Genomic DNA, 25,431 nt, shown 5'->3' with positions numbered 1-25,431 from the left:
CAAGGAATTATATCACTATTAAGCCGTTCTTGATGCCATAGACCACCAAGCCTGTGCGAGATCTGATATTGAGTTTGGCGAATAAAGATTCACGGTAATTATCAACGGTTCTATGGCTTACGTTCATAAGCTCTGCTATTTCTTTGTAAGTATGCTCTGTACTGCAGTGCTGAAGAAATGTGAGCTCTCTGGCGCTGAAGATGGGTTTTGCGTCTCCATCTTTTAATGCAACAAGCAATCTGCCTGAAACCAAATCATTTACAAAGAATCCTTTTTCCGTCACTGTTTTGATTGCTGTTAACAATTCATTAGGGGTAGATTCCTTTAGCATATAACCACTAGCACCTGCTCTTAGCATCCCGATAATGGCTTTTTCATCCTCAAGCATGCTCAATGCCAAAACATTCACATTGGGATGATATTCTTTAATCCATTTGGTAGCAGCAAAACCGTCCATTACCGGCATATTAATATCCATCAGGATAAGATCGACATCGGGCTGATTTTTAATTTTGGTTTGAAGGTCCTGACCATTTGTACCCTCGAAAAGTATTTCAATTTCATCAAATTCATCAAGCAAGCTGGCTAATCCTGAACGGAAAAGCGTATGATCATCTACAATAGCAATGGAAATTTTTTCGGCTGACATCTTCTATGGATAAGGTATTTCGATTAATATGGTGGTTCCGTTGTTGGGCGACGAATTTAGCGCTAACTTTCCATTTATCATCTCTATTCTTTTATAAATGGAGTTTAATCCCATGCCCGTCCGCCGGCCTCTGGTTTCTTCAACATCAAAGCCTACTCCATTTTCTTTTACATTTAAATATAGCGTATTCTCCCTGAAGTAGCCTTCTACCTCAATTACTGAAGCTTTTGCGTGCTTAATAATGTTATTGATGATTTCCTGAAGTAAGCGTAAAATAATAAGATCCTTATCAGGTGAGGTATAATTTAAATCAATTAAGTTGTTGCTTACAATGAGTTGATGTACGCCCGCCTTGTTAAGCCAGTTTAATTCTTGTTCGATCGCATGCCCTATTCCATTTTGAACAATCTGTTCGCCGTGAAGAAGTTTAGCTAATTCTCTTAGTTCTTTAATGGAGTCATTTACAAGTCCTAGGGAGTTGTCTATTTTCTTGCCGGCTTTTTCGGTATTATTTAAGTCGATGGAATTTAAGGTTAATGTTGTTAAACTCAGTAGCTGGCCAACGTTATCATGTAATTCAGTAGCAATACTTTGCATGGTTTGCTCCTGTACTTCAAGTTGTGTCTTTAACAATTCTGCATCAAACTTTTGCTTCATGGCAGTTTTTTCGAGCACATGATTTTTTCTATACTTAATGCTGATTTTGATATAAAATACCAAAAATATGGGCATGAGCAAGAATATCGTTGTAGAAATGATTACTAAGATTGTAATCTGCGTTGTTTGATCCTGCATATAAATGAGTATGCCCAAAGGCTGTAAAATATCACATTGAGTACATTAAAAAGATGACCACGAATAGAAAATTTACCTATTACAATTGAAGTAAATAACTCGTGGAACAAATTACCTGTAGTGCTACCAAAGTAAAAAAACAGCACTGCTGTCATCCACCAGAATTCGGGGCTGGTGTTAATCTCCATTAGTTCGTCGGCTGAAATTACCAGATAATAGTAATAGAGGCAATATAACACAAAAATAACCGCCAAAATTGATGCAGCCCAGGTGTTGTAGGGGCTGATGCCATGAGTTACAAAGAAAGCGATGTATGTCACGTAAAAAATCACCAATCCGATGGTGATGATTTTCGTCGGATTGATATATTTTTTAAGGCATTGATAAATTCCTGCTGAAATAAAGCCAGCCTCAAAAAGCGTATAAATATTATAAATAAATATGTTGTTATGGAACTTTCTGGCTGCCCACCTGCCCAGGATAACTTCAGTTAAACACACAATCAATAAAAAAATGAGTGTATTTCTCCATAAAGGTTTCTTATCACCCAAAAGTGTAATTAGCCCTAGAATGAAGCATAATAGTTCTACAACGGTTATTATGGATAGGGAAATAAACATTATAATTCAGTTCCATCGCACTCTTTTGGGCAGAGGCTACCTTTATTTCCAATATCTTCTGTATCATCTTCATGCTCACCAGTGATACCACCTGAGCTTTTAATTTGACCTGCAGCAAAAGTTGGTGTGAGTAAAACCGTGTTTCTGCCTAAATATTCGCTAGCTAAACCATCAAGCGTGTTAGCAGTATATTGGCCGAAATAAATCCTAAGTCCATCATGTTTCCCATCCTGCAAGGTCTTTGCAATTTCAATTATCTGTTCAGCAGGAAACCATACGGCTTTAGTATAAGAAGGATTTTTACTTGATTCTTTAGCATAAGCTGCTACCATTTCCTTTGCAATATCCGCAGGAACATTCGTAATTGTTTTTTCTTGACTCATGAAATATTAAATAGTTTGTTTGTTATGGCTAAAATTCGAAAATAAATAATAGTTCGGCAAGTATTTTACGAAATTATAATACCGTAAAAACACCTCTTTATTTAGGGTGATTTATACTACTCATATATCAGTATGAGGGCTTACTTTTGAAATGCAATAACAAATTAAGGTTTGAAATTGTGTATCCCAAAGTTGTCTATCCCAAAAATACCACATTCCTAACAATCGTTTAGGATACCTAAGGTAGCCGCCTTTGTTTACAAAAAGAATATTTACCCTATTAATAATTTTTTTGACATGATAAATAATATCCTTCTGCAGGAAAATAATAATTCGATAACCGAACGGGAAGTTGAGATTGTGAAGTTATTATCAATGGGCTACAATAGCAAAGAAATAGGCGACAGGCTTTTCATCAGTGAACATACCGTAAATACACACAGACGGAACATGGTAAGGAAACTCGACCTCAGAAATTCGTATCAGCTAATCGTTTGGGCGTTTAAGCAAAGAATACTATCTAATTAGACTCAAAAAATACACAAGTTAACGCAATACTCTCTTTTAAACTACAAAGCCTGCTTTTTGATTTTTATATCAAAAAAGCAGGCTTTTGTATTTTATGGTATTTATGGTCTGGCAGCTTGGGCAGCTGGTAGTTCTTTTCTAGGAATTTGCGCTTCGCGTTGAGAGGTGTTATAAACAAATGATGCAACAATAGTAGCTGATTGTTTTAAATCATCTTCTACCAATCTATCGTAGGTATCCATGTTGCTGTGGTGTGTGCGTGTATTGTAATCTGCCGGATCTTGAATAAACTGAAATCCAGGAATTCCGACCGCGTCAAAAGCCTGGTGATCGGTACCGCCGGTATTGCTGACAGTTACGGTTGTTGCGCCTAGATCATTAAACGGGGCTAACCAGCTCTGAAAAATTGGTCCGGCGGCTGCATTTCCCTGTAAGTAAATGCCACGGATTTTTCCGGTACCATTATCCAGGTTATAGTAAGCTGAAATCTTCTTTTGATCAGGAGTTAAAACCATTGTTTTTGGATCTCCGAAATGCTTGGCCACGTAACCACGTGAACCAAACAATCCCTGCTCTTCTGAACTCCAAAGTGCAATGCGAATAGTGCGTTTTGGCTTAAAGTCGATAGCTTTTAAAATGCGCATGGCTTCCATCATTACGGCTGAGCCAGCAGCATTATCTGTGGCACCTGTAGCCGCATGCCACGAATCAAAGTGACCGCCAATCATAATTACTTCGTCTTTCAGTTTTTTATCAGTTCCCGGAATTTCGGCAATTACATTATAGCCCTGTGGATCCTGATCGTAGAACGATGTTTTAATATCGGCTTCAACCTCAACAGGTTTGCCTGCACGAAGCAAGCGAAGGATATGTAAAAAATCTTCTGCTGAAACTTCCAGTTCAGGAGAAACTGGCTTGGCATCTAAAGCGTAAGATGCACCATTGCTGGTAAAAAATGTTCCCTGTCCGCCGCGGGCATAAGTTAAAATAAGGGCAACTTTTTCTTCCACTAACATGGCACTCATCGCAGCACGTACTTCACGCATTTTCATCATTTGTGCCATACGATCGGCCATTGGGCCACCCGTTGGGCGTTGGCGGGCACCTGCTGCCATTGGCTTTGCTGCTACCATTTGTGCTAGTGTAGTATCGGCATAACGGGTAAAATCAGGTTTTAAGCCGCTGGTAAGCGGTGCGCCCTGATCCATCATTACAATTTTGCCGGCAAGCTTACCTTTGTATTTTGCTAAATCATCAACACTGTCTGCCTTAATTAAAATTACTTCAGATTTGATTGGGCCATTTGTTCCCGGTGTCCATGCTTTAGGCGATGCAATAATTGGATGATAAAAAGGAGCGGTTGTGGCTGCATAGTATTTATCTACCTGCCATCCTTTACCAAAAGTTCCCCACGCTTCAAGATGTGCATTTTTCAATCCCCATTCGGTAAGTTGTTTTACAGCCCATTCCTGTGCTCTTTTTAAACCAGGAGAGTTGGATAATCTTGGACCTGATACATCGGTAAGGTTGAAAGCAATGTCCATCACTTTCGAATTGTTTAAACCTGCTTTGCGGATTTTTTCTACCACAGCTGCATCTGGAGCACCCTGTGCAAATGCAGATAGGCATAGGCTAAATGCCAATGCCGTCATTGTAAATCTTTTGATCATTTTAAGAAGTTGGTTGGTTGTAATGGCTAAATTACACTTAAACACAATGTTAATCGCTTTACCATGATATTTTTACAAAGGATTTTCCCGTTTGTATGGTTTTCTTCGTTCTGTGCACTCACCTTAGTTAACTAAACCTTATTGAAACGGAAAGCCCGCATTCCAATAGGTACTGATGATTCTGATAAACACTTGCTTTACTGTAGCACAGGATTTTTGAAGCGGACTTGGAGTGTAAAGAAGGGCTGACTTCAAAACGAAGGCGGAAATTGCTTTTCAAATAATTATTTAATGCTTTTTCTGGTTACAATAAAATAACCGGCAATAAATAAAACAGCTGCATAGGCTAAACTTGTCCATATTTCGCGTGTAAATATTTCGAAATTGAGCGGATCTTTCCCTTTTTTTAATTGTGTAAATTGTAAGGCTAAAGATGGAAGGCTGTAAGGGATTAAGTAGGCATAAGTCCAGTTGAGCATTCCGGTTACAATACCCATTATCGTACCTACAAAACCAATACCGATGGGTTTTAGGAAATCGCCCCAGATTAAGCTTAAAATAAACTGAATAGATAAAATGCCCAGTGATGATAGAAATAATTTGCTGTATGAATTGATTAGAAAATTGGAAGGATTGTATTGGTTGAAAGTATATTGAGGTACCAACGCCTGTAATAAATGGCCGAAGGCGAAAGTGAGGGCCGCAAAAAGAAAAAGGCAAATAAAGATGAGCAATACCGAAAACAGGTATTTGGCGGTATAAATGGAAAATTTATTTAGTGGTTGTGCGAAAAGGGTTTTCCAGGTATCGTTTTTATGTTCGATGTTGTTAACCGAAAAGGCCATAAACATGACATAAAACGGCATCACCAACATACCCATTACATTTAAGGTAGCGCCTGCATACCTTACCCAAAGCATCATCCCGGGTGCATTAAGTTTTAATACCTTTTCTGAGCCGGAGTAAAAGCCGAAGCTAACCAGGCTACATATTGCTACAGGAAGTAAAATTGCAGCCCAAAATGCGAGTGTTTTTCTTGATTTGTAGAATTCTGAAACTAAGGAAATAAATATGGAGCGCATTTTAGTTGTTTTTCGTGATATCCAGGAATAGATTTTCTAAATCTTTGCGTTGTTTGGAAAGGCTGCTTACCGTGAAACCGTTTTTGATGAGTAGGGTATTAATTTTTCCGCTTTCTGTTGATGATGAAAATGGTGTCGTAATTTTTATTTCACTTTTTGAAGTGATTTCATAACCCGCACTTGCTAAAAATTTAGCAGCTTCTTCGGTTTGATCAACCTCAATTTCGACCATAGGCTTACTTAATAAGTGAAGCTCATCGATAGTTCCCTGAAACAGCAGTTGACCTTTATTTATAATGCCAACATGCGTTGCAGTACGTTCAATTTCAGCCAGTAAATGGCTTGATACCAGAATGGTTTTATGGTGTTTGGTGGCCAGCTCAATCATCAGGTTTCTGATTTCGATGATGCCATTCGGGTCCAGACCATTACTAGGTTCATCTAACAATAATAGTTCTGGATCTGAAACCAGTGCCAGTGCAATTCCCAGGCGCTGTTTCATGCCGAGCGAATATTTGCCTGCTTTTTTATCAGCTGCTTCAGTTAAGCCAACCAGGGCTAACATTTCGTCGGCTTTGGTTTTTTTTAATCCCAATAAAATACAGCGATTGATAAGATTTTCTTTACCCGAAAGATGTCCGTAAATAGCGGGTTGCTCTACCAGGGCTCCAATTCGCTTTAATGTTGCAATGCGATTGCTGTTAATTTCTTTTCCGAAAACGAAAACCTGATCTGCCGGCGACTTTAATAGGTTCAGCAGGATTTTAATGGTTGTTGTTTTCCCAGCGCCATTTGGTCCTAAAAAGCCATATATACTGCCTTTGGGTACTTGCAACGAGAGATCTTTTACAATGGATTGGTTACCAAAGTTAAAATTTAATCCTACGGTTTCGATTGCGTAATTACTCATTCCTATTTGAAAATAGCAGTTGCTTGTTTTACTATAGTGTTTGAGCTGGTTGCAGGTTTAACTACAACTTCCGCATCATTTTGATTAGTATTAATAGTAAGAGTTAAAATGATCATCATAAATACCGGAACTAATAATAGTAAGAATGGCGACGTGTTTGCTAACTTTTTCATAATCTGTTTCTTTTTGATGATTCAAAGGAACAGCATTCAGATTGCCTGCGAAAATGTATTATACCAAGGGTTAAAGATTCTAGATCAACGGGCATTTTCGGCGTTGATCGATAAAATTTGGTGTTTGTCGATGAAATAATCCTTTTTGCCTGTTGGTAGAAAAAAAATGCCCGTTCGTAGATTCTGTACTTTTAGAAAAGAAAGTTTATTTATTTTGGATGCACAAAAAAGGAACTGGTGATTTAGCCAGTGATACGTGTTAAATAATGAAAAAAAGTAAAGGACCTTTAGTACTTCATTCTATTTTCTGGGGATTAATCTTATTGTTCATCATTGTTATCGTGATGTTTCGAGGCAATTCCGCTACGCTGAAAGACTATCTATTGTCGTTTGGTGTATTTGGCATTATCAATGTTTCGATTTTTTATATCAACTATATTTTTCTGATTCCGGGGCTGATTAAAAGGCGTAAAAAATACTGGTTATACATCCTCTCGTTTTTTGCACTAATTGCCATCGCTGCACTGTTGAAAACAGCAATTGCTGTATTAAATCCTGAGGAGTTGTTGCACTATACGATGGAAGGAAAAGCCCACGAAATGTCGGTAAATAATTTTGCAGTAAATAGTGCATTTTCTACTGGTTTTTTTCTGGTTTCAAGCTGCATCATTAAGTTTACAATTGACTGGTTTTCAAGTGAACGTATTCAGCGGAATTTAGAAAGCGAACGTCGTGAAATGGAGTTGCAATTCTTAAAATCGCAACTCAATCCGCATTTTCTTTTCAATTCATTAAACAACATTTATTCACTGGCTTATCAAAAATCTGATAAAACAGCTGATGCAATTATGAAGCTATCGGAGATTATGCGCTATATGATTTATGAAAGCAATACGCCAACGGTAGCCTTAAACAAAGAGGTTGATTATTTAACCAATTATATCGAGCTGCAGAAAATCAGGTTTAAGGATGGTGCTTTCATTGAGCTTACGCTAAACGGGGAAATCGACGATCAGAAAATCGTTCCATTAATGTTGATCTCATTTGTTGAAAATGCTTTTAAACATGGGGTGGTTAACGATCCAGAAAACCCTGTTAAAATTAACATCATTGCGAACCAGAAGATTTTACATTTTAGCGTGATTAATAAAAAAAATCAGCAAAATAAAGATGCACAAGGCGGCGTCGGCCTAACCAATGTAGAAAGAAGGTTGCAGCTCGTTTATCCTGACAGATATAAATTAAATGTTGTAAATTCGGCTACTCATTATACCTGCGAACTGATGATAGATATATAATTTGTGAACCATTTTAACGAAATCTATACCTATCAATTACTAACACTAAACCTAAAATGAACTTAAATTGTATTGTTGTTGATGATGAGCCTTTAGCGCTTGATATCTTGGAGGATTATATTTCTAAAGTTCCGTTTTTAACCCTGGTAAAAAGATGCGAAAATCCAATCGAAGCACTTCAGGTTGTTCAGGGCGGGGGCATAGATTTGGTTTTTTTAGATATTCAAATGCCGGAATTGACAGGGATTCAGTTTTTGAAAATCGCAGGCACCAAATGTCACTACATTTTAACAACAGCTTACCCGCAATATGCTTTAGAAAGCTACGATTTGAATGTATCTGATTATTTGCTGAAACCTATTGCTTTCGATCGTTTTTACAAAGCGGTAGAGAAGGTTCACAAGCAGCACAAACCTGTAGATGTACCTGCCAGCGTAGCACAACCAATCATTACCCCGGCAGCCTTTTCAGCGCCTGCAAACCCTATTCAGGATTATATCTTCGTAAAAACGGAGCATAAAATCCAAAAAATATATTTGCACGATATACTTTACATCGAAGGGCTGAAAGATTACATTTCAATTTTCACCAAAGAGGAACGAATCATTACGCTTCAAAGCATGAAAAAGATGGAAGAAGCATTACCTCAAAGCCAGTTTATCCGGGTGCACAAGTCTTATATTGTAGCGGTTGATAAAATTGAAAGTATTGAGCGTAGCCGCATTACCATCAATCAGAAAATTATCCCGGTAGGAGACACCTATCGCGATGAATTTTTTAGGGTAATCGGAAATAAAAATATTTAGATCGTGAATGTAGAATCACCAATTAAAAATGTAATCGGTTAAAAATCTATTACGTGAAATTATCTTAATACTTAATATGTTATCTCGGTACTATTATAAATCCTGCCCTAAAACCTTTCTGATCTCTGTTTCTACCGCTAGTGTAATTTCATTAGCAGTCTTTTCACCGGGCTCAATTGGCTTTAATACTGTCCATTTCAATGCATTGCCGGTAGTTAAAGGGAACATCCCAAACCGAACGATTTTCCATGAATTTTCAATAGCAATTGGTACTACTAATGCATTAGGAACAGCTTTTAAAATGGTGGCAATTCCGCCGAACTGAAACTGTTTCACCTGACCGTCTTTTGCCCGTGTTCCTTCCGGGAAAATTACCGTACTCCAATTATTTTCTTTCATTCTGCGGCCGAGCTTAATGATTTCAGAAATGGCCTGTTTGTTGTCTTTTCTATTAATGTTGGCTCCACCACCTAAGCGCAAATTGATAGAAATAGATGGGATTCCTTTCGTTAGTTCGATTTTGGAGATGAACTTTGCACTGTATTTTCTTAAAAACCAAATCAACGACGGAATATCATACATGCTTTGATGGTTGGCTGCAAATATGATTGGCCGATCAGTGGGTAAGTTATAATCGTTTTTGAAACTAATCGAATTGAAAAGAAATATCTGGCAATAAGTCAAAAAGAAATTAAGAATATCAACAGAAACCTTGTGTGCTTTATAACCAAAAAATTTATGGCAAATCCATTGAATGGGATGAAAAATGCAAAGCATCAAGCCAAAGAAAAAGTAAAATATTGGTGTAAGGATGTATCCGAAAAGTTTGCTCATTTGGTTTTAAAATAAAGCAACAAAGATAATGATTACAATTCGCCGTTTAAAATCAACAGTTTTGCTTTTAAAATAGCAGCGACACTCATGGAATCGGTAATTTCATTGTTTAGAACCATCTGATAAACCTCACTGAAAGGAAGTTTTTTAACTACCAGTTGTTCAGTTTCTTCTGGCATGGCGATGCCCTGAATTAAATCGGTAGCGATATAAATGATGCTGAGCTCATCACTTACAGAGTTTGATAAATGCATACGCTGAATTTCTTTCCAATTCCCGGCACTCATGCCAGTTTCTTCCAGCAATTCTCGCCTGGCACTTTCTAGTGGGTCTTCGCCCAATGGTCCGCCACCTTCAGGAATTTCCCAGCTGTATGCTTTTAAAGGAAAACGGTATTGCCCAACCAGCCAGGTGTTGTAATCTTCATCCAAAGGCAAAATGCCGATGGCTAAGTTTTTGAAATGTATTTCACCATAAATCCCCTTTCCACCCGACGGATTAATCACCTGGTGTTCAGTTACGCTAATCCAATTGTTATCATATTTTAGATCACTTTCAAGTGTTTTCCAGGGATTTATTTCTTCCATGCTGCAAATTACAAATATCCATTATGAAACGAAACTTATTATGGCTTTGATACCGGAGGCGGTGGGATTTTCTTGGCAATTTTAGTAAACCGGTAATTCAGACTGAAAATAAAGTTTTGTGTGTTGTTGGTTGAAAAGCTTTGAAGCCTGAAATTTTCACCCTCATTATAAACCGTATTGTTTCGGTTGCCAAAAATATCATTCAGGGTTACTCTTAAGTTTAATCTATTACTGAAAAACAACTTTCGGGCAGAAAAACTTGATGTTACCGAGCCTTTGTTTCGTCCTTGAGCACTCACGTTATTGGCATAATTCAAGTTCGATTCGAAAGCAGTTTTCTGCGGCAACTGCATAGAAAAACCAAAGGTTCCGCGAACACTAATCCCATCTCTGTTTAATGCGCTATTGAGTTTTGAAGTATATTTACTTTGAATTAAGCTGAAATTTCCATTGGCTGATATTTTATTTGTTGGTCGGTAATTACCAATTAAAATTAGTGCCAAAGAATTGTTCGTTCCCACATTATCAAACGTACTTTCAGATCGGGCAGTAGTTGAACCTGGAATCAAAATTACCGTTCTGAAACGTTCGATCACACCTTGACTGCTCGAATAGGAAAGTCGAGGTGTAAATGACCATTTCTGTCCGAACGCCCCAAAACTAATATCCATTTGATGCGTATAGGATGGTGAAAGATTCGGATTTCCATAGGAAATATTTAAAGTATCAACATTATTCACCTGAGGATTTAATGTATTTTCTCTCGGGCGGTTGATTCGGATACTGTAGGTTGCGCCCAGGTTGTATCGCTTTCTAAAAAACCTGTTAAGCGAAAGGTTAGGAAATACGCTCAAATAAGGCTTTACGTTATAATTTTCACCTGTTGACAAATCAAAGGCCACATCAGTAAGCTCTGTTCTTACACCCGTTTTAACTCCCCAGCCTGCATTACGATAATTGTAAGAGGCGTAGCCAGCGAGAATATTTTCATTGTATAAAAACTGGTTGCTTAACCTGTTATTGGTTACAAACTGCTGCGTTTGGAAGTTGAAATTCTCGACTAGCAAATCGTTATCATTTTTGCGATAATTATAAGCCAAACCAAATTCTACCCGATCTCTTTTTTTAAATACGGGTTTATCATAGTCGAGGTTAAAAGTTAGGCCATTATTGCCAATGTCGTTATTGTTTTGTTGCAGTGTTGCCCGGGATACGCCCAGCGGTTGATAAGTGGTATTAAAACTCCGCAAATCCAAACTTCCGTTTGTATTAAAAGTTAACCCTATTGATAAGCTTCCGCCACTGGTATCGGTTTGCAATTTATAATCTGCATTCAAAACGAAATTATTGCTCTTCCCATCGCCCGTATTGGTTTGATTTCTCAAGCGGTTTTGAATGAGTTGCTCGCTTAAATATCTTAAATCGTTTGATGAATTGGATGAAGATTTGTTGTCGTTGTAGTTTGTTGATACCCGAATGTTTTGCTTTGGTGTGATATCCCAATCGAAGCCCAATCTAAAATTTGCACCACGGCTTTTGCTTTTGCTGGCGCCTTTTTGATCATAATAAAAAGTAGTATCGGGAAGGAAATTTTCTCGGTAACTGTTGCTTTCGCCTCTGCCAACATTGTAACGATAGGCTGCACTTCCGTTGATGGCGTAGTTTTTTCCTCTGTAAGATGCATTTGTATTGGCATTCCCATTTCCTTGTATCCCGCCGGCTATTCCAACATTTCCATTGAAACCAACTTTAAATCCTTTTTTCATTACAATGTTGATGATACCTTCTCCATCGCCACTGTACTTTGCCGGAGGGTTAGTCAACACTTCAATTTTTTCGATTGCATCAGATGGCAGCACGTTTAAAAGATCAGCGATGTTGGAAGTCATATAGTCAGAGGGTTTTCCATCAATAAAAACCCGGGTGCTTTTTTTACCGGCAATGGTTGCGTTTCCATCGATATCCACCTGTACCATTGGAACATTCTTCAACACATCTGTTGCCGTACTTCCCTCGGCTAAAACCGATGAGCCAACATTATAGGTTACACCATCAGCACCGAATTCTATTGCAGGTTTTTGAACCGTAATGGTTACTTCCTGTAAGGAGTTTTGTTCAGAACTTAATTTTAAGGCACCTAAGTTACGGTCGGAATCTTTTTCTGTGATGATGATCCCATTTACGATGAGCGGCGCATAACCTACAAAACTAATTTTAATTCTGTAGTTTCCTGGTTTTAGGTTTTTAATGCTGAAAAATCCGTCTTCATCGGTTGCTGAGGTGGTTATTGGTTGCTCTGTACCGTCAATGTACACCGCAACAATTGCTGATGGGATAGATAAACCGCCAACCTCTTCTACAACTTTACCGCTAATTGTTCCTTTTTCAGCCACGAAAGCAGTGGTCGCTAAAAAAAGGACCAATAAAATTAGAATTGATATAGGTAAGCGTTTTTTCAATGTTTGGTTAGTGGTTGCAAAAAAAAAAGGCGTTTAAAAATATATTTTCAAACGCCTTTTTCAAAATTAAAATGATCCTTCATCAGGACGGTTATCCTGCTGCTCTTCTTTCTTTTTAGTTTTATTTAAGTTAAATGTTGTTTTTCCAAAACGGTATGAGAACGTTAAATTACCCATTGTGCCCTGCATCTGACGTTCAAAATCAACAATAGTAGCTCTGTCTTCGGTAGTCATGCTCCATCTTCTGGTGTTAAATACATCTCTCACATTGAAACTTAAAGAGGCCTTTTTGTTAGGGAAATCATATTTCGCACCGCCATCGATTCCGTACATCGCATTGCGCTTTCCTTGCGCCATTACTTCAGGAGCACGATAGTCTCCACGCAATTGTAAGGAAACGTCTTTAGCAACCGTTAAGTTCGCTGTAATATTGGCGTTCCAGCTAAATCCGCTGCTGGTTGGAATGTCAAATCTGGTATCACCAGCAAATTTAGCCTGGTATAAGTTTACGTTAGTGGTAAAGTTTAAAGCTTTAACCAAATCAAAACGGCCAATCAACTCTAAACCTGTATTGATTTGATTGGTTAAATTTTGAGGCGTTGAGGTAATGATACCATTAACGGGGGTACTTCTAACCCGTTGGATGACATCATTGGTTTGGCGGAAATATAAGCTCGAAGTTAAAGTAACTTTCTTGAAATATTTACTGTAACCTAATTCAAAGGAGTGAACATCTTCCGGTAATAAATTTGGGTTACCTTGTCTGTAGTTAAATGGTTCAGAAACATCTAAAAATGGGTTAGTATCCCACGGACGAGGACGGTTTACACGACGGGTATAACTTAACTGCACCTGCTGCTCACCTTTTAATTTTTGTGTTAAAAATACACTTGGATATAATCTTCTGTAACGGATATTGCCATCGCTTCCTACCAGAACATTGCCATTATAACCCTCCAAATGTGTATCTAAACGGGCATCTTCGGCTCTTAAACCCAGTTGATAACCAAAATCTTTAATTTGGTTCTGATAATTAAGGTATAAAGCATGAACCTGATCTTTGCTATTAAAATCGTTAATCAATTTATTGTTTCTGATTACGATTTCCGTATTGGTCAGCACAGAATCGGCATATTGATTATTATCAGCCAAACGGATCTGGCTGCGGTATCCGGCTTCAATTTTTCCTGTTTTGCCCACAGGTAAAGTATAATCGGCCTGGATATTATAATTTGAGTTATCGCCAGTGTTATAAATGCGTTGTAAACTTGGATTGATATTTACATCCGTACCGTTTCTATTGGTAATGGTTGTATTATACGCTTGATCATTATCGTTGTAACCCGAAGAATAACCAAAGTTAAAGGTTAACTCTTCTTTTGGTTTCTTAAATTTCTGAGAATAATCCAGGTTTAAATCATAACTGCTTCCACTTCCCTGGTTAACATTATTTCTGTTGCTATAGGAAACAGGACTTAAATTTCTGGCCAACTGTCTGATATCGATGTATTCATTTCTATCGTTTTCCCTGGAATTAAATCCACCTGAAAAACTTACGACACTTTTTGGCGCCAGATAATAATCAATACCCGCTTTAACGTTATGGCCTTTATCTTGTGAGGTAGATTTCGTGTTCTGGCTTAAAAATGCCGTTCTGCTGGTATCACTCTTATAGGTGATATCTTGAAAACCGCCACCAATTCTGTTGCCGTAGCGGTAGCTATAGTTTCCATAAATATTCACCTTACTGTTTTGAAAACTCAAATTGGTATTGGCATTGTAGTTATCTCTATTTCCAGCAGTTACCGCCGCAGAACCATTAAAACCTAATTTCGTGTTTTTCTTCAATACGATATTGATGATACCTGACTGCCCTTCAGCATCATATTTTGATGAAGGATTGGTTATTACTTCAACACTTTCAATTGAACTTGCAGGGATGGACTGAAGAATTTGCGCAACATTTCCACCTGCAATTAATGAAGGTTTTCCATCAATTAAAACCCTTACACCGCTTGATCCGCGTAGGCTCACGTTTCCATCCATATCTGTAGAAACTGAAGGAACATTTTGCAATAAATCACTTGCCGATCCACCTTCGCTGATTACACTCTGATCAACTGAGAAAATCTTTTTATCGATACCCATCTGCATGCCTTGCTTTTGACCGGTAACAGTAACCTCGCTTAAAATATTTCCTTTTGCAGTATTCATCTTAATATCGCCAAAGTTTAGTGTGCCGGTTGCTGCGGTAATGGCTACATTATCTCTAACCATTGTTTGGTAACCCACAAAGCTGATTTTGAAAGTGAAAGTACCTGTAGGTAAATCAGCCATTGTAAAGGCTCCGTTCACATCAGTCTGTGCAATTTTTACATTTTTAGCAGTTGTTTTATCAATTAAAACAGCCGTAGCAAAAGGAATGGTTTCTTGTGTTTTAGCATCTTTAAGTACACCTGTTATTTTGGCTTTCCCGCCAGTTTGCGCAAAAAGATTAAAAGATAAACTTAGTAGTAAAAGGGTAATTTGTATCGTCCTCGATTTCAAAATTCTCATTAAAATATAATATATGTTGTGTGTTTTCTGTAAAGGGAGACAAAGTAACGGCAACTAAGTTTAATTAAGGAGGCGTAACTATTTTATTACAGCCATTTTATAGTAATATTTTTGTGGGCATGTTTTAAGCAATTTGCTGTTGTATTGAGGTGATAAGGTGGTTAAACAGAAAACAATCACACAATACTAACATGCTGCAATACCTAAATTGTTACTTTTGCTTTAGATGAAAAAAATATTAATCGTTGATGATTTACATCCGGCTTTTAAGATGCAAGCCATTGCAATGGGTTACGAAGTTGATGACGAACCGAAAATTACCCGTGAACAGACTTTAGCTAAAATTAAAGATTACGTGGGCATAGCAGTTAGAACCAAATTTCGAATTGACTCAGAAATTTTTGCTGCAGCAACGAACCTGAAATTTGTGGCCCGTGCTGGTGCAGGTTTAGATAATATTGATGATACAATTGCTTTCGAGCGAAATATTGCGTTGATCAATGCACCTGAGGGAAATTGTGATGCCGTAGGAGAGCATGCCACAGGTTTGCTTTTATCGCTGATGAATAATTTTCGCCGGGCTGATCTGGAAATTAGAAACGGGATCTGGGATCGTGAGGGAAACCGTGGTTATGAGCTAAAAGGCAAAAAAGTCGGTATTATCGGCTACGGTTTTATGGGGCAAAGCTTTGCCAAGAAGTTAGCTGGTTTCGAAGTGGATGTGATGGCTTACGATAAATATAAAACTGGTTTTTCTGATGCGTTTGCCCGCGAAGTAAGCATGGAAGAAATTGTAAAGCATAGCGATGTGTTAAGCCTGCATATTCCATTAACTACAGAAACCCGGCAAATGGTTGATGATGAATATTTTTTCCATTTCAAAAAAACAATTTTCTTCATCAATACGGCACGGGGAGAAATTGTAAACACGAAAGCGGTTTTAAATGCGATTGATTCTGGAAAAATTTTAGGTGCCGGCTTGGATGTGTTGCAAACCGAAAAATTTCCTGGCTTAGATGAACAGCCTTGGTATGAGGAATTGAAAGAGAATGATAAAGTAATTTTAACCCCGCATGTCGGTGGTTGGACCTTTGATTCTTACCGTAAAATTTCGGAGGTGTTAGCCGAGAAGTTGAAAGGACTATCTTTCTAGGTTGTTGCACTATGGCTATCTTAATCTTATTCTAAATAAGAAACAATTGCCATTTCTTCTCGTAGTTTCCATCCTATTTTGCTAAATTGGAATACAAATTCTAACTAAATTACATCATGCCGAAAGATCATTTATATTCAACAACCGTAACATGGACAGGAAATAAGGGCTCTGGAACAATGGATTATCGTTCCTACGACCGCGATTATGTTATATCTGTAAAAGGAAAAGCTGATATCTCAGGATCTTCGGATTCTGCCTTTCTTGGTGATAAATCCAAATATAATCCTGAAGATTTACTGCTGGCTTCCATTTCGAGTTGCCATATGCTTTGGTATTTGCACCTGTGTTCTAAAAATGAAATTGTTGTAATCGATTATAAAGATGAGGCAGTGGGAACGATGGAGGAATCGGCTGATGGAAGTGGTAAATTTAAAGAGGTAACCTTACATCCGCAGGTATTAATCGCCGATAAGGCACATTTTGAACTGGCAGAATCATTACATGCGGAAGCCAACAAAATGTGTTTCATTGCAAATTCATTAAACTTTCCTGTAAAACACGAAGCGGCTTGCAAAGCGGAGAATAGCTTTTAAGCAGAGAGTAGAAAGTAAAAAGTATAAAGTAGGAAGTAAAAAATTAAAGTTGGCAGTTTTCAATTTACAAACTGCCAACTGAAAACTGCCAATTACCTCACTGTATAAACATTATCGTTTGGTGTCGCATCTACGTAAATGCCATTGTCCAACGCTATTGATTTGATTTTGCGATTGGTAGTGATTGTCATCGTAAACTCTTTCTGATTTACTTTCCAAACTGCAGGTGTTCTATGAATTGTTTCCGTTTTTCCTTCCGTATCTGTAACTAAAATATCAAAAGGAATTGCAAAACCTCCTATGTTTTTAATTACAAAAGTTGCCTTTCCCGAAGAGATTTCAGTTTTGCCAATGGCCAGATCAAGATAATTGTTGGTGAAGAACCAATTTTGGAAAAACCAGTTTAAATTTTGACCCGAGCCCGTATTCATCGAATTAAAATAATCCCATGGGATGGGATGTTTGCCGTTCCAGGTATTCATGTAATGGTGTAACGCTTTTTTGAAAAGGTCATCGCCAAGCATATCCTTTAATGCTAAATAAGATAAGGAAGCCTTGCCATAAGAGTTGTTGCCGTAACCCGCACCCGAAACCTGATCAGACATCGAAATTACAGGTTGATCTTCCTCTGCAGATTTATCATTGATGTAGCTATTCACCCTGAACTTTTTGTAAAAATTATCTGCAGCTTGTTTGCCATGTTCGGCAATGCCGATTAAATATTCGAAAGTAGTTGCCCAACCTTCATCCATATAAGCATAACGGGTTTCGTTAATGCCCATAAAGAAAGGGAAATAAGTGTGCGCTACCTCATGATCTTGCACCAATTGAGCGAAAACCGGATCTCCAAAGTTGGAATCGTTAACCATCATTGGATATTCCATATCGGCAAAACCCTGGAAAGCTATACTTTTTGCGTAAGGATATGGAATTCCAGGCCAGTTGTTAGAAAACCAGGCCAAAGCATTGATGTTATACTTTACAGAGTTTAAAAAATCTTTCCCCGTGGTTGGGTTGTAAGCCGCTTGCGCACTTGCCCGGCGACTAGTTTTAGCATCAACAATTACACTTCCGCCATCCCAAACATAGTGATTGCTCAATGCAAAAGTCACATCAGGAATATGATCTGCTTTAAACTTCCAGGTGTTCCAGTCTTTTTGAGCAGTTACTTTACCGTTTTTTAATTCATCTGCAGTAGCAATGTTTACCACGCCATCTGTATTATACGATTTTTTTAAACGAGCCGAAATTTCAGGCTGTAATACTTCATCAGGATTTAGAAAATCGCCTGTGGCATATACCACATAATTTTTCGGCGCTTTAACTGAAAAAACGTAATCATTAAAGTCATTATAAAATTCTGCCCTATCGGTATGTGGAATGCGATCCCATCCGTTGTAATCATCGTAAACAGAAATACGCGGATAACTATAAGCTACAAAAAAGGAGTTAGGATCAATCTGACCTTCACGACCGCTTTCTTTTGATAATGGATAATCCCAACTGATTTTTACAGTCGTTTTTGATTTTGGATTTAAAGGCTTTTTCAGGCGAACATTTCCTACTGTTCCCCAGTTTTTCGAATCGACTTTATAAGTTTCGCCATCAACTGAAAAAGAAGAGATGTTTAAGCCTGTAGTGAGAAAATCTTCACTAACAGCACCTCCACGAGGAGAAGTTGGTTTGTGCAGGTTATTTACAAAACGGATGGCCAGCGTTTTTAAGGTATCGCTGCTATTGTTGCTGTATACAATTTCTTCTTGCCCGCTTACCACTTTACTTTCAGCATCTACCTTAATATCCATGGTGTAGCGGCCGTGATTTTGCCAATAATTTGCACCAGGATTTCCATTCATGGAGCGTGTGCCTTTTTGGTAAGCAGCTTTAATATTTCTGGGCATGTACAGCTCTTGCGCTAAAAGCTGATAACTGCCGAGCACAACCAGCATTGCTATTGAAAATAACTTTTTCATTTTTAAGAATAATTTTGGCTAAAAATATAATTATAGAATGAATTTTGGATGATGATATCAAGTAATGTTGATTTTCATTTTAATTTGATTCGAAATGGCCATCAAATAGTATATGACCAATGTGGCGATGGAATGATATTTATATCGTTAACTCATGTCCTTTAAAGCTTCAAATCATAAAAATCCTTTGTATTTATTTGCTTTTGTAATTTCCACAATTTATCTTCGTTATAATTGAAGCAAGACTATGTAGCAAACCAACTATATAGTCTTGTTTGTTTTTTATAGCGTTTGAATAATAATTAATAGAGCAATGACAGAGGTAACGTATTACACACAAGAGGGGTTAGATAAATTAAAGGAAGAAGTTCATTATCTAACTACAACCGGCCGTCAGCTAATATCTAAAGCAATTGCTGAGGCGAGAGATAAAGGTGATTTATCGGAAAATGCAGAATATGATGCGGCAAAGGAAGCACAGGGTTTGCATGAGGCGAAAATCGCAAAACTAAAAAATACATTGGCGAATGCCCGTTTAATTGATGAGTCGAAATTGGATTTATCAAAAGTTTTGGCGTTATCCATCGTTAAAATTAAAAATGTTAAAAACGGTGCTACCATGACTTACCAATTGGTGGCAGAAAGCGAAGCTGATTTAAAAACAGGAAAAATTTCTGTGAAATCGCCAATTGCACAAGGTTTATTAGGTAAATCTGTTGGTGAATTTGCTGAAATCGAAGTGCCGGCAGGTAAAATGCAATTCGAAGTTTTAGAAATCTCTAGATAACAGAAGTTACAAGTTATGGGTTACAAGTTGGGAGACTAAACCTATAACCTTTAATTCATAACGTACAACCTAATTATGACTATCTTTTCAAAAATTGTTGCCGGCGAAATACCTGCGCATGTTGTAGCAGAAACCGTTGAGTATTTAGCTTTTTTAGATGTTCAGCCATTAACGGCTGGGCATGTGCTGGTTATTCCGAAAATTGAAGTGGATTACATTTTTGATGCCGATGAAGATTTATATGTTGGTTTATGGATGTTTGCCAAGATCGTTGCAAAAGGGTTGAAAGTTGCCTTCCCTTGTAAAAAAGTTGGCGTTTCGGTGATCGGGTTAGAAGTTCCACATGCGCACATTCACCTCATACCGATGAATAGCGTTAGCGATATGAACTTTGCTAAAGAGAAACTCAAACCAACACAGGAAGAATTAGCAGAGGCCGCGGAGAAAATTAAGCAGGCTTTGCTGGAAGCTTAAATAAATTTAAAATAAAAAAATGCCCGACAGCAATGCCGGGCATTTTTTTTACGATTTTTTTAGGAACTGCTAATAAGATAGGAATTCTTGGTTGCACGCAGAATGACAGTGATATGAGTGTGAATCTTAAATATCCTTACTTTTTCAAATGGGGATTTTGATTCGGTAACGGCACAAAATCAGTTTCTCCGGGAACGGGCTTAAACTTCTGTTCCAACCAGTCCTGTTTAGCTTTTTCAATCAGGTTTTTATCCGAAGCAACGAAATTCCAGTAAATAAATCTTTCTTCAGGAAAGGGCTCACCGCCAAAAATGTATACGGTAGTATTTTCCAGCATGGTAAATTCACAAAGTTTGGCGTCGTTGGCAATGAGGATCAACTTAGGTTCGAATAAATGGCCATCGCTTTCAATGCCGCCTTCTAAAATGTATAATGCACTTTCGCCAAAAAGATGATCGCCAATATTTAGCTTTTGCCTTTTTGTGCTTTTAATTTCAATAAAATACAGTGGGCAATAAACCGGAACCGGCGATTTTGTGCCAAACGCTTCACCGGCAATTAACTTAATATTCACGCCATTTTGCTCCCAGCTAGGTATATCTTTTTCCTCAACATGAAAAAATTCCGGTTCCATTTGCTCCAGAGCTTTTGGTAAGGCTACCCAAATTTGTAAACCATGAAGTATTTTATCAGTATGGCGCAGGTATTCGGGCGTTCTTTCCGAGTGGGCAATTCCACTTCCTGAAGTCATCCAGTTTACTTGCCCAGGTTTAATAATGATGTCGGTTCCTAAGCTATCACGATGTTCAATTTCTCCATCAAAGAGAAAAGTTAAGGTTGATAAACCAATATGTGGATGAGGGGGTACGTCTAAATTCTCATGATCACTCATTGCCGCTGGCCCCATATGATCAATAAATGCAAATGGACCAACCATTCTTTTTTCTCTGAAAGGCAGTAATCTACCCACCATAAAATTGCCAATATTCGCTGGTCTTTCTTCGATAATAATTGAAATGTTCGACATGAGATTATCTCTTATTTAAAACGTGAATTTAATAAAATTTATTTCAATTAGCTTCGGCACCACATATTAGCGGCACATTGTTATCTCAGTCGACTTGGGGATATTTAAATGTTCAGTTTTTTGATAAGAGCGATTAAATCGCTCCGCTATTTTGCGCTCGTTAAAAACGAGCGCAGGCAGCAACAAAAATAAATAAAAAAAAAGCACCTCATTGCTGAGATGCTTTTGAACTATATATTAAAAAGAAAAATTATACCAACTCCGCTAATGCTTCTTTGCTGAAACCTTTCAGTTCATCCATTTGGTTGTTTTTGATTTTTTGAACCCAGTTTGGATCTGATAATAAAGGACGACCCACAGCGATTAAATCAAAATCTCCACGATCCATTCTGCGTACCAGTTCGTCTAATGAACTTGGCTCTGAACTCTGACCTGCGAAAGCGCCAAAGAAATCACCGTTTAAGCCAACTGAACCTACGGAAATTGTTGCTTTACCTGTAATTTTTTTAGCCCAACCCGCAAAGTTCAAGTCCGATCCTTCGAATTCTGGTTCCCAGAAACGACGTTGCGAACAGTGGAAAATATCAATTCCGGCATCAACCAATGGAGTTAACCACTGCTCCATTTCCGTTTCGTTTTTAGCCAGTTTAAAGTCGTAAGCAGCAGGTTTAAATTGCGATAAGCGAATAATTAAAGCGAAGTCTTCGCCAACACGTTTACGTACCTCTTTAATCACTTCTACACCAAAACGTGTACGCTCAGCCAATGTTTTGCCTCCATAAATGTCTGTACGATTGTTGGTGGCATCCCAAAAAAACTGATCAACTAAATATTGGTGTGCACCATGAATTTCAACCGTATCGAAACCCAAGGCCTTTGCATCTGCTGCAGCCTGACCAAATGCAGCGATGGTATCTGCAATCGCAGCATCGGTCATCGGAACGCCGTTTTCAAATCCCGGACTGTTAAAACTCGAAGGACCTTCGAAAGGTGTGCTTGGTAGCCAGCCAGAAGCATGATTGGCTGAAATGCCCTGATGCCAGATTTGCGGGCCCATCTGGCCGCCGGCACCATGCACATCATTAATCACATTTTTCCATCCAGCCAGTGCCTGGTCGCCATAAAAATGCGGAATGTTCGGATCGGCAGATGAAGAAGGACGATTAATTACCGTTCCTTCAGATAAAATTAACCCAACTTCGCCTGCGGCTCTTTTTGCGTAATAGTCTGCCACTGCATCAGTCGGAACGCCATCAGGAGAAAACGACCGGGTCATCGGAGCCATTACAATTCTATTTTTTACGTTTAATGTTTTTAAGCTAAATGGCTTAAATAAACTATCTGTGTTCATATTATTCTGTTTTATAATTCTGTATTGATTATTTCACTTAATTTTTCCAGGCCCTCTTTGTTGCGTCTGTAGTAGGTCCATTGCCCTACGCGGGTGGCACAAACCAAATCTGCCCGTTGCAAAATGGAAAGGTATTCGGAAATGGTACTTTGAGACAAACCAGCTTTCATTTGAATTTGACCCACACAAACCCCAACGTTTTCAAAATCGGCATTTGGCTGATCAGGAAAGTTTTCTGCCGGTTGTTTTAACCAGTTTAATATTTGTAAGCGTGTTTTATTTGATAAGGCTTTGAAAATCTCTACTTGATCCATGACGCAAATGTATATCGACTTTTCCCGATATACCAATTATACGCTTCAATTTTACAATACTATGTAAAAGTGCCTGATAAGCGTTTGTAAAACGTTTTTTCATAAAATTGATTATTAAATTTTGTTAGGATTTAAGCGAAACTATTTCTTACATTCGTTTAATCATTCTAACCAAATGTCCACTTGTCAATCATTAACGGATCATGAACTTTTCGTCCTCATGCAGGATGGAGATAAATGTGCTTTCGAGGAAATCTACGAGCGCTTTAATGGCTTGTTATATATCTACGCTTGCAAAATGGTTCCCGATCGGGAAGATGCTAGGGACATTGTTCAGGAGATTTTTGTTTACCTGTGGAGCAACCCCAACATTCAAATTAAAACCCAGCTTTCCAGTTATTTGTACACTGCAGTGCGTTATAAAATTTTCGATTGGCTGGATAAAAATAAATCCCGGACAAATTATCTACAGTCGTTAGAAGATTTTTCTGAAAAAGGAGATTATGTTACCGATGATTACATCCGGGAAAAAGAATTTGCTGCTTTGATTGAAAAAGAGGTGAGTTTGCTGCCATCGAAAATGCGTGTAATTTTTGAAATGAGTCGCCGGCAGCATTTAACGCAGAAAGAAATTGCCGAAATTCTCCACTTGTCTGATAAAACCGTTAAAAAACAAATGAGCAATGCGCTTAAGGTTTTGCGATTGAAATTAACTTCATTTTTGTTATTGGCCATCATCTTATTAATTAAATAATTTTTTGAAAAGCAAATTCCTGCTTATCGGTTTCTTTAGTCCCGCTTTTGCTTTAATCTTTTTGTCAAAGTTGGTGCTTCATTAAAATTATTACAACAAAAAGTATGATCGCGACAATCGGGTTTAGGAAAACTGGGTCTGTGCACATCAGATCATTTCTAAACCTGACATGGCGGATACCGGCCCCTGCGCTTAAGGCCTGAAGGCGTATGAGCATGTGGCAGGAGCAAACATTAAAATGAAATGCAAGCCCTGCTTTTCTGAAAATAAAAAAAATAAAAATTATTTTCATTTCATCTACTACCTGGGCATTCCTCAGCCTACATGTATTTAATAGCCAAATATTTTGAAATGAATAAAGAGGAAGTTGCAAAACTTTTAGAAAGATACAGCGCCGGGCTTTGTACGAAAGCGGAAATGACTTTGGTAGAATCATGGCACCTGAAAGAGCTTTCAAAACAAAATTCTGACGTTGACCAGGCGGAATTAACAGATGCCCGTGAAAAAATTTGGTTGGCCATTCAGCAAGAGACCAACATTAAAGCTGGAAAAAGTAAGATGCTTTGGCTTAAAATAGCTGCTGCTGCGGTTGTGCTTTTCGTTATCGGAATTGTTATCAAACGCGAAGTTCAAAAAGATGTTCAAAGTGAAAATTTAGTGAATCAAATTCATCAAAAAGTTATTCATCCTGGAGGTAACAAAGCAACTTTAACTTTAGGCGATGGCTCGAAGATTTCACTTACCGATGCCTCAAATGGCGTAATTGCTAAGCAAGCTGGAATAAATATCACTAAAACTAAAAACGGGGAGCTGATTTACACTGTTGCCACTGCATCAGCAGGTAAAAAGGACTTATACAATACCATTGAAACGCCGCGAGGTGGTCAATACCAAATCAATCTTCCTGATGGAACCAAAGTTTGGCTGAATGCAGAATCATCATTAAGATATCCGGCAGCATTTGATCAAACAAAAAGATTGGTAGAACTGAAAGGAGAAGCTTACTTCGAGGTGGCTAAACGTTTGGATAAAAAAGGGAAACGGGTTCCGTTCAAAGTTAAAACAGAATTGGGTGCAGGTCGAAATCAAGAGGTTGAAGTGTTGGGTACGCACTTCAATATAAATGCTTATCGCAATGAACCGAGTAACAAAACGACTTTACTTGAAGGGAGCGTTAGAATTAAAAATTTACAATCGAACAAGGTAGGGTTACTTAAACCTGGTCAGCAATCTTCAATCAGTTCGTTGTCGCCTTTAGTATTTATTTCTGAGGCGGATGCGGAAGAAGCTGTAGCCTGGAAAGAAGGATTCTTCAGTTTCAATGAAGAAAACTTAACAACCATTATGAATAAAATTGCCCGTTGGTACGATGTTGAAATTGACTATCGGGGAAATAAAATCAATAAAAATTTCGGTGGGCGGATATCACGGTTCAACAGCGTAAACGAAGTTTTAGACATGCTTCAAACAACAGGAGCTGTACATTTTAAAATTGAAGGAAGGAGGATTTTAGTTATGCCTTAACTCTACTTTCTTCATCTTTTTTGATGATTTATTAGAATATGCCTAACTAAAAAACCGGAAGCGCGGCAACGCTCCCGGCCATATTTAAGGCTTTATTCTAATCGTAAAATTGTGAGATACAACTATTC

25 protein-coding genes are annotated in these 25,431 nt (G+C 38.0%); 9 read left to right on the top strand and 16 right to left on the bottom strand.

The window, feature by feature from the left end:
* Positions 1 to 7: 7 nt before the first annotated feature.
* From EA772_RS03815 to EA772_RS03800, 4 genes are read right to left on the bottom strand one after another with little or no spacing between them, the layout of a single operon-like run.
* Entirely contained in the window at positions 8 to 649 is a 642-nt protein-coding gene (locus EA772_RS03815) for a response regulator transcription factor (RefSeq protein WP_124911263.1), read from the bottom strand.
* 3 nt (positions 650 to 652) lie between these two features.
* Complete coding sequence (locus EA772_RS03810; RefSeq protein ID WP_116169065.1) at positions 653 to 1,444, bottom strand: sensor histidine kinase; 792 nt, start codon at positions 1,442 to 1,444, stop codon at positions 653 to 655.
* Complete coding sequence (locus EA772_RS03805; protein WP_010603061.1) at positions 1,411 to 2,064, bottom strand: hypothetical protein; 654 nt, start codon at positions 2,062 to 2,064, stop codon at positions 1,411 to 1,413. Before EA772_RS03805 ends, EA772_RS03810 begins: the two co-directional genes overlap by 34 nt.
* A complete protein-coding gene (locus tag EA772_RS03800; protein ID WP_124911261.1) occupies positions 2,064 to 2,447 on the bottom strand; it encodes a hypothetical protein in 384 nt (127 codons plus the stop codon). The genes EA772_RS03805 and EA772_RS03800 overlap by 1 nt, the downstream gene beginning before the upstream one ends.
* Positions 2,448 to 2,744: 297 nt before the next feature.
* Here EA772_RS03800 and EA772_RS03795 point away from each other — a divergent pair, with 297 nt between their 5' ends.
* Entirely contained in the window at positions 2,745 to 2,975 is a 231-nt protein-coding gene (locus EA772_RS03795; protein ID WP_029204532.1) for a response regulator transcription factor, read from the top strand.
* Between the two features lie 101 nt (positions 2,976 to 3,076).
* Here EA772_RS03795 and EA772_RS03790 read toward each other — a convergent pair whose 3' ends face one another.
* The 4 genes from EA772_RS03790 to EA772_RS22010 form a co-directional block, all read right to left on the bottom strand.
* A complete protein-coding gene (locus EA772_RS03790) occupies positions 3,077 to 4,645 on the bottom strand; it encodes a M20/M25/M40 family metallo-hydrolase (protein WP_246834035.1) in 1,569 nt (522 codons plus the stop codon).
* Positions 4,646 to 4,929: 284 nt separating this feature from the next.
* Complete coding sequence (locus tag EA772_RS03785; RefSeq protein ID WP_116169067.1) at positions 4,930 to 5,727, bottom strand: ABC transporter permease; 798 nt, start codon at positions 5,725 to 5,727, stop codon at positions 4,930 to 4,932.
* Position 5,728: 1 nt separating this feature from the next.
* Complete coding sequence (locus tag EA772_RS03780) at positions 5,729 to 6,637, bottom strand: ABC transporter ATP-binding protein (RefSeq protein WP_124911259.1); 909 nt, start codon at positions 6,635 to 6,637, stop codon at positions 5,729 to 5,731.
* A gap of 2 nt (positions 6,638 to 6,639) precedes the next feature.
* Positions 6,640 to 6,810 (bottom strand): hypothetical protein, encoded by a 171-nt coding sequence (locus EA772_RS22010; protein WP_158549798.1) that lies wholly within the window; start codon positions 6,808 to 6,810, stop codon positions 6,640 to 6,642.
* A 266-nt stretch (positions 6,811 to 7,076) separates the two neighbouring features.
* Between EA772_RS22010 and EA772_RS03775 the strand changes: the two genes are divergently transcribed.
* The gene (locus EA772_RS03775; protein WP_124911257.1) at positions 7,077 to 8,108 is read left to right on the top strand and encodes a sensor histidine kinase; all 1,032 of its coding nucleotides are present in this window, start codon (positions 7,077 to 7,079) and stop codon (positions 8,106 to 8,108) included.
* Positions 8,109 to 8,164: 56 nt separating this feature from the next.
* Positions 8,165 to 8,914, top strand: a complete 750-nt coding sequence (locus EA772_RS03770; protein WP_124911255.1) for a LytTR family DNA-binding domain-containing protein — start codon at positions 8,165 to 8,167, stop codon at positions 8,912 to 8,914.
* Positions 8,915 to 9,007: 93 nt separating this feature from the next.
* On the opposite strand, the gene EA772_RS03765 is transcribed toward EA772_RS03770, so the two are convergent.
* The 4 genes from EA772_RS03765 to EA772_RS03750 form a co-directional block, all read right to left on the bottom strand.
* A complete protein-coding gene (locus EA772_RS03765) occupies positions 9,008 to 9,748 on the bottom strand; it encodes a 1-acyl-sn-glycerol-3-phosphate acyltransferase (RefSeq protein ID WP_124911253.1) in 741 nt (246 codons plus the stop codon).
* A 32-nt stretch (positions 9,749 to 9,780) separates the two neighbouring features.
* The gene (locus tag EA772_RS03760; protein ID WP_124911251.1) at positions 9,781 to 10,335 is read right to left on the bottom strand and encodes an NUDIX hydrolase; all 555 of its coding nucleotides are present in this window, start codon (positions 10,333 to 10,335) and stop codon (positions 9,781 to 9,783) included.
* A gap of 38 nt (positions 10,336 to 10,373) precedes the next feature.
* Positions 10,374 to 12,794, bottom strand: a complete 2,421-nt coding sequence (locus EA772_RS03755) for an outer membrane beta-barrel protein (RefSeq protein ID WP_124911249.1) — start codon at positions 12,792 to 12,794, stop codon at positions 10,374 to 10,376.
* A 66-nt stretch (positions 12,795 to 12,860) separates the two neighbouring features.
* Positions 12,861 to 15,350, bottom strand: a complete 2,490-nt coding sequence (locus EA772_RS03750; RefSeq protein ID WP_124911247.1) for a TonB-dependent receptor domain-containing protein — start codon at positions 15,348 to 15,350, stop codon at positions 12,861 to 12,863.
* A 226-nt stretch (positions 15,351 to 15,576) separates the two neighbouring features.
* Here EA772_RS03750 and EA772_RS03745 point away from each other — a divergent pair, with 226 nt between their 5' ends.
* Positions 15,577 to 16,503 (top strand): NAD(P)-dependent oxidoreductase, encoded by a 927-nt coding sequence (locus tag EA772_RS03745; protein ID WP_124911245.1) that lies wholly within the window; start codon positions 15,577 to 15,579, stop codon positions 16,501 to 16,503.
* A gap of 116 nt (positions 16,504 to 16,619) precedes the next feature.
* On the top strand, positions 16,620 to 17,099 hold the full coding sequence (locus EA772_RS03740; protein WP_124911243.1) for an OsmC family protein: 480 nt from the start codon (positions 16,620 to 16,622) through the stop codon (positions 17,097 to 17,099).
* A gap of 92 nt (positions 17,100 to 17,191) precedes the next feature.
* Here the strand turns inward: EA772_RS03740 and EA772_RS03735 are convergent, their stop codons facing one another.
* Positions 17,192 to 19,072 carry a M1 family metallopeptidase gene (locus tag EA772_RS03735; RefSeq protein WP_124911241.1) on the bottom strand — a complete coding sequence of 627 codons (1,881 nt, stop codon included), beginning with the start codon at positions 19,070 to 19,072 and terminating at the stop codon, positions 17,192 to 17,194.
* A gap of 313 nt (positions 19,073 to 19,385) precedes the next feature.
* Here EA772_RS03735 and greA point away from each other — a divergent pair, with 313 nt between their 5' ends.
* Positions 19,386 to 19,859 carry a transcription elongation factor GreA gene (gene greA, locus EA772_RS03730; protein ID WP_010603520.1) on the top strand — a complete coding sequence of 158 codons (474 nt, stop codon included), beginning with the start codon at positions 19,386 to 19,388 and terminating at the stop codon, positions 19,857 to 19,859.
* 72 nt (positions 19,860 to 19,931) lie between these two features.
* Positions 19,932 to 20,333, top strand: a complete 402-nt coding sequence (locus EA772_RS03725) for an HIT family protein (RefSeq protein WP_168187627.1) — start codon at positions 19,932 to 19,934, stop codon at positions 20,331 to 20,333.
* A gap of 136 nt (positions 20,334 to 20,469) precedes the next feature.
* On the opposite strand, the gene EA772_RS03720 is transcribed toward EA772_RS03725, so the two are convergent.
* The 3 genes from EA772_RS03720 to EA772_RS03710 all read right to left on the bottom strand — a co-directional run bounded on the left by EA772_RS03720 (position 20,470) and on the right by EA772_RS03710 (position 23,025).
* Positions 20,470 to 21,360 carry a pirin family protein gene (locus tag EA772_RS03720; RefSeq protein WP_124911239.1) on the bottom strand — a complete coding sequence of 297 codons (891 nt, stop codon included), beginning with the start codon at positions 21,358 to 21,360 and terminating at the stop codon, positions 20,470 to 20,472.
* Positions 21,361 to 21,610: 250 nt separating this feature from the next.
* Positions 21,611 to 22,711 (bottom strand): NADH:flavin oxidoreductase, encoded by a 1,101-nt coding sequence (locus EA772_RS03715; RefSeq protein WP_124911237.1) that lies wholly within the window; start codon positions 22,709 to 22,711, stop codon positions 21,611 to 21,613.
* 11 nt (positions 22,712 to 22,722) lie between these two features.
* Positions 22,723 to 23,025 (bottom strand): helix-turn-helix transcriptional regulator, encoded by a 303-nt coding sequence (locus tag EA772_RS03710; RefSeq protein ID WP_124911235.1) that lies wholly within the window; start codon positions 23,023 to 23,025, stop codon positions 22,723 to 22,725.
* Between the two features lie 175 nt (positions 23,026 to 23,200).
* Here EA772_RS03710 and EA772_RS03705 point away from each other — a divergent pair, with 175 nt between their 5' ends.
* Positions 23,201 to 23,779 carry an RNA polymerase sigma factor gene (locus EA772_RS03705; RefSeq protein WP_124911233.1) on the top strand — a complete coding sequence of 193 codons (579 nt, stop codon included), beginning with the start codon at positions 23,201 to 23,203 and terminating at the stop codon, positions 23,777 to 23,779.
* A gap of 351 nt (positions 23,780 to 24,130) precedes the next feature.
* Positions 24,131 to 25,303: a FecR family protein gene (locus EA772_RS03700; protein ID WP_168187476.1), complete on the top strand. Its 1,173-nt coding sequence runs from the start codon at positions 24,131 to 24,133 to the stop codon at positions 25,301 to 25,303.
* The last annotated feature ends 128 nt before the right edge of the window (positions 25,304 to 25,431 follow it).

The organism is Pedobacter sp. G11 (assembly GCF_003860265.1).
Lineage (GTDB): Bacteria > Bacteroidota > Bacteroidia > Sphingobacteriales > Sphingobacteriaceae > Pedobacter > Pedobacter agri.
Note: the sequence above shows the minus strand (reverse complement) of the source record. Positions and strands in the feature narration are given on the sequence as shown.